The sequence below is a fragment of the Pseudomonas orientalis genome (assembly GCF_002934065.1).
In the GTDB taxonomy this organism is placed as follows: Bacteria; Pseudomonadota; Gammaproteobacteria; order Pseudomonadales; family Pseudomonadaceae; genus Aquipseudomonas; species Aquipseudomonas orientalis_A.
Genome location: NZ_CP018049.1, coordinates 3,398,610 through 3,412,208, shown reverse-complemented (window position 1 = coordinate 3,412,208; position 13,599 = coordinate 3,398,610). Strand labels below are relative to the sequence as shown.

Below are 13,599 nucleotides of genomic sequence, written 5' to 3'. Positions count from 1 at the left end.
TCATTGGTCCTGTTTGCGGTTGAGGGCCAGCGCCTGGGCGGGCAGCAGGCGCACCCGGTCACCGCTGTGCAGCAGGTGCGCGCCGAGGGCGACGATGGTTTGGCCAGGCGTGACGCCGCTGTCGAGCAGCGCCTCTTCCTGGCCGAGACTGGCGACTTTCACCGGGGCAAAACTGATCGTGTTGTCGTCACCAATCAGCCACACGCCGGTGCCTTGCCCCGCATCCTGCAACGCACCGATGGGCACGCGGGTTTGCTGGGCCTGGCCGTCACCTTGCAGGCGCACGGTAATGGTGGAACCGAGGGCGAAACGCTCCACCGCGCCGTGCAGCACGTAGCGCGCGCGGTAGGTGCGGGTGGTGGGGTCGGCGCTGGCGGACAGCTCGCGCAGCGTCGCGGTAACGGCCTGGTCCGGCGCACCGAACGGGAAGGCCAGGGCATTTTGCGCAGCCCGGGCGCGTTGCTGTTCCGGCAGGTTGACGATGGCTTCGCGGGCACCGTCATGGGCCAGGCGCGCCACGATCTGCCCTTCGGCGACCACCTGGCCGCGATCAGCCAGCACGTCGGTGATGATGCCGTCGCCATCGGCCTTGAGCACCGAATAGGTGCGACGGTTCTCGATCTGGCTGGCATCCGATTGCGCCGCCGCCAGTTCCGCTTCGGCAACGCGCAGGTTGGTCGCCGACTGGTCGAAGATCTGCCGCGACACCGCCCCGGTGCTGGCCAGGCGTTGGTAGCGGTTTTCGTCGTCGCGGCGCTGGCGCAACTGTGCCTGGGCGGCGTTGACGCGGTTTTTCGCCGAGCGCAACGCCAGCTCGAAGTCGCCGATATCCAGCACCAGCAGCGTGTCGCCACGGGAGACGTGCTGGCCGGGATCGACCTTGCGTTCGATCACTTTGCCGCTGACCCGAAAGCCCAGGTTGCTTTCGGTGCGGGCCGCCACCACGCCGGTATACGCGCTTTGCTGGGTGCCGCCAGCCTCGACCTTGACGGCCAGCACCGGGCGCGGTGGCGAGACTTGGGCGGCGTTGTCGGCCTGGCTGTTGCAGCCGCTGAGGATCATCAATAAAGCCAGGGGCGTGAAGAGGCGCAGGTGGAGAGGGGGCATGACGAACTCCTGGGTGAGCATGGGAAAAAATTATGGACATAATTTTTTGCTCATATTATGGTCGAAATATAAATTAATCCAGCCCCCGGATATTCCCCATGGCAAACGCCCCGGCACCTTCACGCAGCTTGTTGTTTTTGCTGGTTGCCCTCACCGCATTGGGTGAAGTCTCGACGCAACTGATCATCCCGGGCCTGGGTGCCATCAAGCAGGCGCTGGCGGCGCCGCCAGGCTCGGCGTTGATGGCGCTGTCGGCGTTTGTCGGTGCATTCGGCCTGGGGCAGTTGCTGTTCGGGCCACTGTCGGACCGCATCGGCCGCCGCCCGGTATTGCTCGCCGGCCTGACGCTGTATGTGCTGGCGACGCTGTCAATGCTGCTGGTCACCGACATTCACCAATTTATCGCCGCCCGCGTGCTGCAGGGCCTGGGCGCATGCGCCGCGCTGGTGCTGGCGCGCACCGTGGTGCGTGACGTATGGAAAGCCGAGGCAGGCCCGGCCCTGGCGCTGACCATGATCGGCATGCTCTATGCCATCGTGGTGGCGCCGATGACGGGCGGCTTGCTGATCAAGCTGTTCGGCTGGCATGCGCCAATCATTCTCGCCCTGGTGATCGGCAGCGTCGTGTGGCTGCTGGCGGTGCTGTTCTTTCGCGAGAGCAACCATTACCTCGACCCCAAGGCCGCGCATTGGCGCACCCTCGGCGGGCAGTACCTGGATTTGCTCAAGGGCCGCCCGTACCGCGCTTACGCGGTGGCGCTGGCCTGTACCTACGGCGCCATGTTTGCGGTGATTGCCGGTTCGTCGGCGGTGTACATCAATCTGCTGGGCCTGAGCAGCCTGGAGTACGGCATCAACTTCGGCCTGATTGTGTCGATGCTGATCGTCGGTTCCACCTATACCCGGCGCAATATCCTGCGCCTCGGGCCGCAGCGGATTGTGACGATGGGCGTGACGCTGGTTGCCGCGGGCGGGGTGTTGGCACTGCTGATTTATGCGCTGTTCGGGCTCTCCGTGGCGGGCCTGGATATTCCCATAGCCCTGGCCACGCTTGGCGGCGGGCTGGTATTGCCCGGTGCGGTCACGGGCGGGGTGATGCCCAACGCCCACCGCGCCGGGCTGGCGGCCGGGTTGATGGGCTTCGCGCAGATGTTCGGCGCCACCTGCAGCGGCGTGCTGTTGAGTCAGCTACGCGATGGCAGCGCGACGCCGATGATCGTCATCCAGGCCGCCTTTGCCGTCACGGCCTTCGTCGCCTTTCATCTACTGCGTCAGCGCGCGCCCAAGGCACTGTCCTATACATAGGACGATCAGGGCCGCTTTCGCCGGCTAGTGCTCTGCGGCTTTGGGACTTATGGTGTAGGCACTTTGGAGGTACACCATGAAAAAACTGATCGGTCTCTACACCAGCCCCCGCGCCCATTGGGTCGGCGACGGCTTTCCGGTACGCACGCTGTTTTCCTACGACACCATGGGCAAACACATCAGCCCATTCCTGTTGCTGGACCACGCCGGCCCGGCCGATTTCACCCCCACCGAAACTCGTCGCGGCGTCGGCCAGCACCCGCATCGCGGCTTTGAAACGGTGACCATCGTCTATGACGGCGAAGTCGAGCACCGCGATTCCACCGGCGCCGGCGGCAAAATCGGCCCGGGCGATGTGCAATGGATGACGGCGGCCAAGGGCATTCTCCATGAGGAATTCCACTCTGAGGCCTTTGCCCGCACAGGCGGGGCATTGGAGATGGTGCAACTGTGGGTCAACCTGCCGGCCAAGGACAAAATGGCCGACGCCGGTTACCAGACCATCGTCGATGGCGACATCCCGGTATTGCCGCTGGCGGGCGACGCGGGGCAACTGCGCCTGATCGCCGGTGAATTCGCCGGTACCCAGGGGCCTGCCCGTACCTTCACGCCGATTGACGTGTGGGACCTGGGCCTCAATCCCGGCAAGGCGGTGACGCTGGACCTGCACGCCGGACGCAACACCGCGCTGGTGATCCTGAGCGGAACCGTGCAAGTCAATGGCGATGAAGTCGCGCGCCAGGGGCAGTTGGCGTTGTTCGAACGTGACGGTGACCGCATCACGCTGGAGTCCAACGACGACGCCAAGGTGCTGCTGCTCAGCGGCGAGCCGATTGACGAGCCCATCGTCGGCCACGGCCCGTTCGTGATGAACACCGAGCAGGAGATCCACCAGGCGTTTGCCGATTTCCAATCCGGCAAGTTCGGGCGGATGCAGGCCTGAAGGCCAGTCTGTTAAGCGTAAACCGCCTTCTATAGGAGCGAGGGTGGGGCGCCTAGCTCTTGCTCGCGAAAAACGTCAACGATAACGCGTGCCTCCTGAATCAACGCGGCGCCTGTGAGTTTTTCGCGAGCAAGCTCGCTCCTACATAAAGCAGCCGCGCCCACCCGTAACCACGATGCGAAGCGAGTCGCTTTTGATCTTGATCTCAGGCGCCCCGTTAAACCACGCTGGCCGAACGCAGGCTTGAATCCGTGGGTAACCCGGCAGGACGCCGGGTTAGCCGCACTGGGCCATGGATGGCCCATTGCGGCGGCCCACGGATTCAAGCCTGCGTTCGGGCACACCGAGCCCAAGCGAGGTGCCGAGTGGTGGGGCAAGAGCGTTTTGCTTACTTTTGCGCTTTTCAAAAGTGAGCCGCTGTAAAAGCGGAACCCATAGCAGCCGTGACCGCAGAAACGGATATGTACCCAGTCCAACCCAACATCCTGGCCAGCCCAGAGGCCGCCATCGGGGGCAAGCCCCCTCCCACAGTGGGCCGCGGCATGTCAGTTGAGTAGCCGTCGGCCGGCAGCAAACCCCCTCCCACATTTGCTATACCCGCCAATCCCATTTCATGCGATCTTCTCGGCATTCGCCCTGGAGTCGCCTGGATGCCCTCATTTATCGCTGAAAACCCAATGCTGTGCGCCCTGGCGCTGATCCTCATCGACATTGCCGTATGGCGCCTCATCACCCCCACGCTGGCCAACTGGAAACTCGCCGCGCGGCTGGTGATCTTCGCGGTGTTCAGCGCAGTGTTGTTCAACGACGGCATGAACCCCATGCAGGCGGCGCCCTATGTCGACGACACCGCCCGGCACCTGGCGGCCACAGCGTTGCAGATCGGCTGGTGGCTGTTCGCCGCGCGCACCCTCACAGTCCTGCTCGGCGCGGTGATGATGCAGCGGGTCGGCCACACCGGGCGCTTGTTGCAGGACCTGATGGGCGCGGTGATTTTCCTGATCGCGATCATCGCCGCCATGGCCTACGTGCTCGACCTGCCGGTCAAGGGCGTGCTCGCCACCTCCGGCGCCGTGGCGATCATCGTCGGCCTGGCGCTGCAAAGCACCCTGAGCGACGTGTTTTCCGGGATCGTGCTCAACACCACCAAGCCTTACCAGATCGACGACTGGATCTCCATCGACGGCACCGAAGGCCGCGTCACCGATATCGACTGGCGCGCCACACGCCTGCAGACCTCCCAGGGCAGCCTGGCGGTGATCCCCAACTCCCTGGCGGCCAAGGCCAAGATCATCAACTTCTCGCGCCCGGCAGACATGTTCGGCCTGACGGTCAGCCTGCAAGTCAGCCCCCATGCGCGCCCGCAAACCGTGATCGAGGCCCTGGAGCGGGCGATGCAGGGCTGCCGCGCGCTGTTGGCCAAGCCGGCGCCCAGCGTAGCGTTCAAGGCCTCGGCCAGTGGCGGCGTGGAATATGAAATCAGCGGTTTCGTGCCGGCCATGGGCCTCAAGCGCGAAGTGCGCAACCAGCTTTACGACCTGGCCTTCCGACATTTGCAGGCGGCGGGCGTGGGGCTGTTATCCGCCACCGAAGGCAGCACGCCCGCCACGGTCTCCGGCGCGCGGGCACTGCTTGAGCGGTCGTCGATCTTCTCCACCCTGCGCCAGGAAGAAAAAGACACCTTCAGCCAGAACATGACCCTGCACACCTACCGCGCCGGCGACATGATCCTGCCGGCGGGGGAGGTCAGCGATCACCTGTTCATCATCGAGTCCGGCGTGGTCTCGGTGATGCTGGTCAAGGGCGGCCACACGTTCGAGGCCGGGCGCATGGGGCCGGGCGAGGTGATTGGCGAATCGGGCATCCTCACCGATCAGGCCACCCTGGCGGATTTCACCGCCAAGACCTACTGCACGCTGTACCGCATCGAAAACGAATACCTCAAGCCTTGCCTGGACGCGCGCCATGACATCGGCGAAGCCATGAAGGCCCTGCTGGACTTCCGCGTGCACGCCGCCCAGGCGCTGACCGAAGACGCGCCGGTGGTGCCGGTGAAGAAAGGTTTCCTGCAGTGGTTGAGGAGCCGTGGCCTGTAGATTGGTCACCTGTTCTTCGCCCGGATTGGCTATTTCTCCAGAGCGCCCAGGTGACTAACCTGCGCACCAACCCCAACGTTCTGGAGCTCCGCCATGCAAACCCGTACCGATTTCTACACCGCTTCCCCGGACGCCATGAAGGCCATGCTGGCCCTGGAAGCTGCGGTCGGCAAGCTGTCCATCGAACTGCCGCTGCTGGAACTGGTGCGCCTGCGCGTCTCGCAAATCAACGGCTGCGCGTTCTGCCTGGACATGCACACCGCCGACGCACGCAAGGGCGGTGAAACCGAGCGCCGCCTCTACACCCTGTCGTCCTGGCGCGAAACGCCGTTCTTCACCCCCCGTGAACGCGCCGCCCTGGCCTGGGCCGAAAGCCTGACCCTGCTCAGCCAGACCCACGCCCCCGATGAAGACTTCAACGCACTGGCGGCCGAGTTCAGCGCGCAGGAGCAGGTCGACCTGAGTGTGGCGATTGCCACCATCAACAGCTGGAACCGCCTGGCGGTGGGTTTTCGCAAGATGCCCAAGTAAGCGCTCAGCCGGACTTGAAATAGCCACGTGGCGTGGTGCCGGTCATGCCTTTGAAGAAAGCGATCAGCGCACTGTCGCTGGCAAAGCCCAGTTCAAAGGCGCAGTAGCCCAGGCTGCGCCCCGTGGCGAGCAGTTCGATCACCCGCATCAGACGCCACTGTTGGCGCCACTGCTGATACCCCAGGCCGGTTTCCTTGAGGAAAATCCGGCCGATGGTCTTGGTGCTGGCGCCAATGTGCTTTTCCAGCGCCTGCAACGTCGGGGGCAGGCGGTCGAGCCGGGCCAGCAGCGGGGCCAGGCGTTTGTCCCGTGGCAACGGCAGGAGCAGCGGCTGTACGGCGGCGTGGCGGATTTCATCGAGGCACAGGCCGAGCAAATGCGCATGGCGGCCCGCGTGCCAATCGGTCTCGAACGGGGCCAGGGCCATCGGTTCCAGCACCGCCCTGAGCAGGGCGCTCACTTCGATCACCCGCACCTGCGCCGGTAGCTGCTCGGCCAGGGCCTCGCTCACGTACACCGAACGATAATCCACGGCCTGCTGCATCACCGCGCGATGTGGCAAGCCGCCGGGTATCCAGGCCGCGCGTGTGGGTGGCAGCAGGCACAGTTGATTGTCCAAGGTGATCCGCGTGCAGCCTTGCTGGGTGAACAGCAACTGCCCACGCTGGTGCCGGTGCAACCCGGAGTCGTGGTTGCCCAGCAACGCGGCGATGCCGATCACGGGCGCCGCGAATGCGTCGGGGTTGAAAGACTCGGTGGCCTCAAGCCAAGCCATGGGATGTCCGATTTCAGGGATAAAGTGTCGAAGTCCGGATAATACCCCAGACGTGCCGCTCTAGAATCCCTGCAATATGTTTAGGGATGGATCTGGTGATGAAGTCGAAAAATATGTTGATACTGGCCATGGCCCTGCTGATGTTCCCGCAGCTGGCGCAAACCCTGTACAGCCCGGCCCTGGACGATATCGGCCGGGCGTTTGCGGTGGCGCCCGAACGGGCCGGGCAGACACTGTCGGTGTACTTTCTGGCCTTCGCCGTGGGCGTGGTGGTATGGGGCCGTTTGAGTGATCGTTGGGGGCGGCGGCCCGTGATGTTGACTGGGCTTGCGATCTACGCGGGGGCCATGGCGCTGGCGTTGAACGTGGTAACGTTCAACGTCTTGCTGCTGGCCCAGGCCGCTGCCGCCTTCGGGGCTGCGGTGGGGTCGGTGGTCACGCAGACTGTGCTGCGTGATCGTTTCCACGGGGCTGAACTGGCCCAAGTGTTTTCCGCGATGGGGATTGCGCTGGCGGCGAGCCCGGCCATCGGACTGTTCAGCGGTGCGAGTCTGGTCGAGTTTTTCGGTTATCGCGGCGTGCTCGGTGGGTTGTTGCTGTTGGCGCTGCTGTTGTGGAGTTGGAGCCTGTGGGCCTTGCCGGAAACGCGTCCGGCCACGCTGCCCACAGCCGCCCTTGGCCAAACACTCGGCCTGATGCTCAAGGATGCCGGGATCTGGCGCTCGGTCGGGTTGGTCGCGGCGTTCAATATTGCGCTGTTCAGTTACTACAGCGTGGGACCATTTATCTTCGCGCAGCAAGGGCGATCCACGGCCGAGTTCGGCTACAGCGGCGTGCTGCTGGCCCTGGGGTCCGGGTTGGGCGCGTGGCTGAATAAAATTCTGCTCAGGCGCGGGATGGACAGCGATCAGTTGGTGTTCGTCGCTGCGGTGCTGGCGGTGCTCGGCAGTCTGTTGGTATTGGCGCTGCAGCACAGTGCGCTGCTGGTATGGCCGATGCTGCTGGTAGTGTTGGCATTCGGCATGGCAATCCCCAACGTGCTCGGGGCGGCGCTGGTCGATTATCGTGATCGTCTCGGCACCGCCGGCGCACTGTTTGGTTTGTTGTATTACCTGGTGATTGGCAGCGGCCTGAGCCTGGTGGCCTGGTCCCAGGACCTGGGCTGGAGCCTGCTGGTGTGCGGCTTTGCGGCGTTGTGGCTGGCAACGCCGCAGCTCTTTAGAAGTTGACCGCTGCACTCAGGCGCGCCGTCAACGGCGCGCCCTGGAACAGGTAGTCATCGCCCATGTACTCGCCGGCGTCGCGCCAGTAGCGCTTGTCGAACAGGTTGTCGACGCTCAGGCGAAACACGGTTTCATAGCCATCGACGTTGGTGGTGTAGCGGCTGCCGATATTGACCACTGCATAATCGCCCACCTCCACATTGCCGGTGCGGTTGGCGTACTTTTTGGCGCTGTATTGCACACCGCCGAGCACCGCCAGGCCGTTGACCCACGGCAACGCATAATCGGCGTACAGGCTGGCGCGCAGCGTGGGCACGTTGATCGCCTGGTGGTCTTCGTAGCCCGGCGTGCCGCTGCCGCTCACCCGTGCCCGAATCGCGGCCACGCTGGTTGCAATCTGCAAGCGGTCGGCGGCCCAGCCATTGGCGGACAGTTCGATCCCGGTGTTTTTCTGCTGGCCTTGTTGCATGTAGGTGAAGCCGCCACTGTCGGGCTTGGCGTACTGGTAAGCCTGGCGCGTCTGGAACACGGCGGCGGCGAAGCTGATACGGCGCCAGTCGTATTTCACCCCGGCTTCGAGTTGGCGCGAGAGCGTTGGCGCCAGTGTCTCGTCCGCGTTTTTTGCGAACCACGGCGCAGTGCCGCCCAAAGACAGGCCCTTGCTGTAACTGGTGTACAGCGAAACGTTGTCTACCGGTTTGTAGATCAGTGCGGCCTGGGGCAGGAACACGTACTGCTGGGTGTGCCGTGTTTGCTTGCCGGTGACGCCGTCGAAGGCTTTTTCATCCAGGCGCACTTCGCGGCCACCGAGGACGGTTTGCCATTGCTCGTTGAAGCGGAGGCGGTCGGTGACGAACAGCCCGTACTGGCGGCTGTCGAGGTTGCGGTGGCTGTCGTTCAACGGCTTGTCGGTGGGGGTAAAACTCGGCACCTGTTCGTCGATATTGGCGGTGCCGATCATCTCATTGATCGACTTGCGCTTGTCGATCACCCGGCGAAAGGCGCTGGTGCCGAAGGTCAGTTCATGGCCGATGCCGGCGGTGTCGAACAGGCCGGTCATGGCCGCCTGGATTTCATCATCGCGGCGCGTATCGTCGGGGCTGCGGTAGTCGTAGACGTCGTAATTGCCTTCGGGGCTGAAGTAGTTCGGCACGCTTGCCGAGCTGCAACTGGTCGAGCCGTAGCAGCCCCAGGCAAACGAGCTGTAATCGTCAATCACCACCTTGCTGCGTGCCGCGCTGATGTTGCCTTTCCACTGATCGCTGAAACGGTATTCGAATTTGCCGTTTAGGTTCAGTGAATCAATGCCCACCTGCTTGCCCCCGGTCTGATGCCCCAGCAGCTTTTTCGGTGAAGCGTCGCGAGGCACTTCAGTGCCGCCCAGCAATTGATAACCCGGCACCGAGCGCTGCTGTTTGTTCTGGTATTCGGCATCCAGTTGCAGCACGGCGTCGGGGCTGATGTTCCAGTCAAAGGCCATGGATACAAAATCGCGCTGGCCGTTGGCGTGTTCCACGTACGAGTTGAGGTCCTCATGGGCGACGTTGGCGCGCAGGCCAAATTGTTGCTCGCTGCCGAACCAGCCGCCCACATCAGTGGCGACATAACCGCTGCCGCGATCATCAGTGGACACCGTCACTGAACGCACATCCTCGGGGCGCTTGGTCACGTAGTTGATCACGCCGCCGGGTTCGGAAATGCCGCTCTGCAACCCGGCCAGGCCCTTGAGCACTTCGACCTGCTGCTTGTTTTCCAGGGCGACGTTCTGCTCGCCGGTGATGGTGCGCCCATTGATCTTGTAGCTGCTGGCCGCATTCAGCGAAAACCCGCGCACCACGAAGTTTTCGTAGTAGCCGATGGGCGCGTAGCTGTCGCCCACCGAGGCGTCGTTGCGCAGCACCTCGCTGAGCAGGCGGGCTTGCTGGTCCTTGATCAGTGCGGCGTTGATCACGCTGATGGAGGCCGGGGTATCGAGCAAGGGCGCTTCATCGAAGCCACCCACCGAGGCGGTTTCACTGCGATAACCGGACTCGTCCTGGCCCTGGACCTTCACCGCCGGCAGTTCGATCTGCGCTGCCAGGCTGTTGCCGATGCCACCACTGAGCAAAAGGCCGAGGGCGAAACGTGAAGTGACGACGGGGCGAATACGCAAAACCATGGGGCAAGGCCTTAAAGCGCTGGGCGGGGGGCGCATAAGCTAGGGGGAAGCGGGGGACTTTACAAGATGCCAGTACGGACTCGGTCAAACTGTGGGAGGGGGCTTGCTCCCGATAGCGGTGGATCAGTCAGCTCATCTATGGCTGATCCACCGCTATCGGGAGCAAGCCCCCTCCCACAGTTTGGATCGCGTCAGGCTTGGGCGGCGGTGAGCACCTTGCGAAACGTCTCCACCAACGGCCGCAGGTTGATCCGGTGCCATGCCGCCCACAGCGGCGTGGTGTAGCTCAGCCATGGCAGTTCGCGCAGCACCACGCCGGGCGGTGCGTTGCGGCTCAGGCCTTTTTGCACCATCGCCACGCCCAGTCCCGAGGCCACCAGGCCCAATGCGGTGAAGGGTTCGCCGGCTTCCATGGGGATCTGCGGGGTGAAACCGGCGCGGATGCACGCCGCCACGAAATCATCTGCCGGGTTTGCGCCGGGCTTGCGTTGCACCCCGATCCATTGCTGGTCGGCCAGGTGCTCGGGCAGCAACTCGCGCTGGCGTGTCAGTGGATGATGTTCCGGCAAGGCCAGCAGCATCGGGTCATCGAGCACCTGCCGGGCGGTCAGGTCCGGATCTTCCGCCGCTGGCGGTTCGCCCACCAGGGCAATGTCCAGGCTGCGCTGGCGCAGGCCTTCGAGCTGTTCGAAGGAGGGCAGGTTATACAGCTTGATATGCACGGCAGGCCGGTCATCGCGCAGCACGCGCAAAGCGTTGGGCAGTACACCGGCGTGCATGGCGTTCTCGATATAGCCGATGCACAAGCCGCCTTCTTCACCCCGGCCCAAGCGCTTGCCCAGGGACTCCAGGCGGTTGGCGTGGGTCAGCAGCGCCCTGGTTTCGGCAAGGAAGGTCTGGCCGTCGCGGGTCAGGCGGATACGTTGCTGGCTGCGTTCGAACAGCGTCAGGCCCAGGCGTTCTTCAAGCTGGGCGATCTGCCGGCTCAAGGGCGACTGGGAGATGTGCAGGCGCTCGGCGGCGCGGCCGACATGTTCCTCTTCGGCGACCACTTCGAAGTAGCGCAGTTGGCGTAGATCAATCATGTAAGACCTGTTGGGACTCAAGTTGGTCGCAGTATGTCTTGGACGGTCTTATCCAGGCAATCTAGGATCTGCTCAACGGTCAACGCGACCTTGAACCGATTGAGGAACCATCATGAGCTTGAAAGACAAACTACCCGGCGTATTGGGCTTTGGTACCGCACCGCTGGGCAATATGTTCCGCGCCATTCCCGAAGACGAAGCCCGGGCCACCGTCGAGGCCGCCTGGAATCATGGCGTGCGTTATTTCGATACCGCGCCGTTCTACGGTTCGGGGTTGTCGGAAATCCGCCTGGGCCAGGCGCTGTCGCACTACAACCGTGACGACTACGTGCTCAGCACCAAGGTCGGCCGGGTGATTCTGGACGAGGTCGAAGACAGCGCCCGTGACCTGGGCGAGAAAAGCGGTGTGTTCGAACATGGCCGTCCGAACAAAATGCTCAATGACTACAGTGCCGATGCCACCCTGCGCTCGATTGAAGACAGCCTGGAGCGCCTGCAGACCGATCGTCTGGACATCGTGTGGGTTCACGATATCGCACAGGACTTCTACGGCGACCAATGGCTGGACTACTTCAACCAGGCCCGTACCGGCGCCTTCAAGGTGCTGACGCGCTTGCGCGAAGAAGGCGTGATCAAGGCCTGGGGCCTGGGGGTGAACCGCGTCGAACCGTGCGAACTGACCCTGGACCTGGCCGAAGCCCAGCCCGACGGCTTTCTGCTGGCTGGCCGCTACACACTGCTGGACCACGACCGCGCCTTGCAGCGCCTGATGGAGGCGTCACTCGCGCACAACGTTGAGATCGTGGTCGGTGGTCCCTACAGCTCCGGCATCCTCGCCGGCGGCGCGCACTTCGAATACCAGCAGGCCAGCCCGGCGATCATTGCCAAAGTCGAGCAGATCCAGGCGATTGCCCAGGCGTTTGGCGTGAGCGCCAAGGCCGCTGCGCTACAGTTTTCCCTGGCGCACCCGGCCGTGGCGGCAGTCATTCCCGGTGCCAGTCGTCCGGGGCGGATTGCCGAAGACGTGGCGGCGTTGTCAGAGCAGATTCCAGCAGCTTTCTGGCAGGCGCTGCGCGATGCACAGTTGATTTCACCTCGCGCGCCTCTGCCGCTTTAACTTCAGGAGTTCAACCATGAAAATCGATGTAAGCGGCAAAGTGGCGATCGTCAGCGGCAGCACCGCCGGCATCGGTCTGGGCATCAGCCAGGCCCTGGCGCAATCCGGCGCGACCGTGGTGGTGATCGGGCGTGATTCCGGCAAGGTGGACGCTGCATTGGCGGGCATTCGCCAGGCGGTGCCGGGCGCCAATCTGCGCGGCCTGGTGGCCGACCTGGGTACGGCCGAAGGCGCCGAGACACTGTTCGCCGCCGAACCGCGCGCCGACATCCTGGTCAACAACCTGGGCATCTTCAATGATGTGGATTTCTTCGAGGCGCCGGACAGTGAATGGACGCGCTTCTATGAGGTCAATGTGATCTCGGGCGTGCGCCTGGCGCGGCATTATGTGCCGGGCATGGTCGAGCAGGGCTGGGGGCGGGTGATCTTCGTGTCATCCGAATCCGGCGTGGCGACCCCGGCGGACATGATCAACTATGGCGTGACCAAAAGCGCCAACCTGGCGGTGTCTCATGGCCTGGCCAAGCGCCTGGCAGGTACCGGTGTGACGGTGAATGCGATTCTGCCGGGGCCGACCTTTACCGACGGGCTGGAACACATGCTCAAGGACGCCACGCAGAAATCCGGGCGCACCGCACGGGACGAAGCTGACGTGTTCGTGCGCAGTGCGCGGCCGACATCGATCATCCAGCGCGCGGCGAATGTGGATGAAGTGGCCAACCTGGTGGCGTACATTGCTTCACCGCTGTCGTCTGCCACCACCGGTGCCGCGTTGCGGGTCGACGGTGGTGTGGTCGACAGCATGGCGATCTGAATTCTTTTAACGATTTGGAGTATTTATTGTGGCAACAGCCTCTTCTGTGATTGAAATCCCCGCGTCGGCGGACCAGGTGTGGGCACTGATCGGCGGCTTCAACAGCCTGCCCGACTGGCTGCCCTTTATCGCCAAGAGCGAGCCGGGCGAAGGCGGCCGCGTGCGCCACCTGCATACCGCGGATGGCGGCCAGATTGTCGAGCGGTTGCAGACCTTCGACAATGTGGCGCGCACCTACAGCTACACCATTGAGCAGTCGCCGTTTCCGGTGAGCGCTTACTTGGCGACCGTGCAGGTTGAAGCGCTGACCGAATCGTCTGCCAAAGTAACCTGGTCCGGCGTGTTCACGCCGGCTGAGGGCACCACGGATGCAGCGGGGCAGACGTTGTTTGCCGGCGTGTACAACGATGGCCTGGAGGCGTTGCGCGCCAACTTCCCCGGCTGAC

Annotated in this window: 12 protein-coding genes; 8 read left to right on the top strand and 4 right to left on the bottom strand. The window is 63.7% G+C overall.

The features are described 5' to 3' along the window. Positions 1–1,107 carry an efflux RND transporter periplasmic adaptor subunit gene (locus tag BOP93_RS15290; RefSeq protein ID WP_104503306.1) on the bottom strand — a complete coding sequence of 369 codons (1,107 nt, stop codon included), beginning with the start codon at positions 1,105–1,107 and terminating at the stop codon, positions 1–3. A 98-nt stretch (positions 1,108–1,205) separates the two neighbouring features. On the opposite strand from BOP93_RS15290, the gene BOP93_RS15285 reads away from it, so the two are divergent. From BOP93_RS15285 to BOP93_RS15265, 4 genes are all read left to right on the top strand, one after another. Continuing rightward, a complete protein-coding gene (locus BOP93_RS15285; protein WP_104503305.1) occupies positions 1,206–2,411 on the top strand; it encodes a multidrug effflux MFS transporter in 1,206 nt (401 codons plus the stop codon). Between the two features lie 76 nt (positions 2,412–2,487). Beyond that, the gene (locus tag BOP93_RS15280; protein WP_104503304.1) at positions 2,488–3,354 is read left to right on the top strand and encodes a pirin family protein; all 867 of its coding nucleotides are present in this window, start codon (positions 2,488–2,490) and stop codon (positions 3,352–3,354) included. A 650-nt stretch (positions 3,355–4,004) separates the two neighbouring features. Further along, complete coding sequence (locus tag BOP93_RS15270) at positions 4,005–5,450, top strand: mechanosensitive ion channel family protein (protein ID WP_104503303.1); 1,446 nt, start codon at positions 4,005–4,007, stop codon at positions 5,448–5,450. A gap of 93 nt (positions 5,451–5,543) precedes the next feature. Further along, a complete protein-coding gene (locus BOP93_RS15265; protein WP_104503302.1) occupies positions 5,544–5,981 on the top strand; it encodes a carboxymuconolactone decarboxylase family protein in 438 nt (145 codons plus the stop codon). Positions 5,982–5,985: 4 nt separating this feature from the next. Here the strand turns inward: BOP93_RS15265 and BOP93_RS15260 are convergent, their stop codons facing one another. Further along, positions 5,986–6,756 carry an AraC family transcriptional regulator gene (locus tag BOP93_RS15260; RefSeq protein WP_104503301.1) on the bottom strand — a complete coding sequence of 257 codons (771 nt, stop codon included), beginning with the start codon at positions 6,754–6,756 and terminating at the stop codon, positions 5,986–5,988. A 98-nt stretch (positions 6,757–6,854) separates the two neighbouring features. On the opposite strand from BOP93_RS15260, the gene BOP93_RS15255 reads away from it, so the two are divergent. Continuing rightward, complete coding sequence (locus BOP93_RS15255) at positions 6,855–7,985, top strand: MFS transporter (RefSeq protein ID WP_104503300.1); 1,131 nt, start codon at positions 6,855–6,857, stop codon at positions 7,983–7,985. On the opposite strand, the gene BOP93_RS15250 is transcribed toward BOP93_RS15255, so the two are convergent. Then, on the bottom strand, positions 7,975–10,137 hold the full coding sequence (locus BOP93_RS15250) for a TonB-dependent siderophore receptor (RefSeq protein WP_104503299.1): 2,163 nt from the start codon (positions 10,135–10,137) through the stop codon (positions 7,975–7,977). The genes BOP93_RS15255 and BOP93_RS15250 overlap by 11 nt on opposite strands. Before the next feature lie 191 nt (positions 10,138–10,328). After that, positions 10,329–11,222, bottom strand: a complete 894-nt coding sequence (locus tag BOP93_RS15245) for a LysR substrate-binding domain-containing protein (RefSeq protein ID WP_104503298.1) — start codon at positions 11,220–11,222, stop codon at positions 10,329–10,331. A 112-nt stretch (positions 11,223–11,334) separates the two neighbouring features. Here BOP93_RS15245 and BOP93_RS15240 point away from each other — a divergent pair, with 112 nt between their 5' ends. From BOP93_RS15240 to BOP93_RS15230, 3 genes are read left to right on the top strand one after another with little or no spacing between them, the layout of a single operon-like run. Further along, positions 11,335–12,339, top strand: coding sequence for an aldo/keto reductase (locus BOP93_RS15240; protein ID WP_104503297.1), 1,005 nt, complete (start codon positions 11,335–11,337; stop codon positions 12,337–12,339). Between the two features lie 16 nt (positions 12,340–12,355). Beyond that, on the top strand, positions 12,356–13,153 hold the full coding sequence (locus BOP93_RS15235; protein WP_104503296.1) for an SDR family NAD(P)-dependent oxidoreductase: 798 nt from the start codon (positions 12,356–12,358) through the stop codon (positions 13,151–13,153). Positions 13,154–13,181: 28 nt separating this feature from the next. Beyond that, a complete protein-coding gene (locus BOP93_RS15230; protein WP_104503295.1) occupies positions 13,182–13,598 on the top strand; it encodes an SRPBCC family protein in 417 nt (138 codons plus the stop codon). Position 13,599 lies beyond the last annotated feature (1 nt).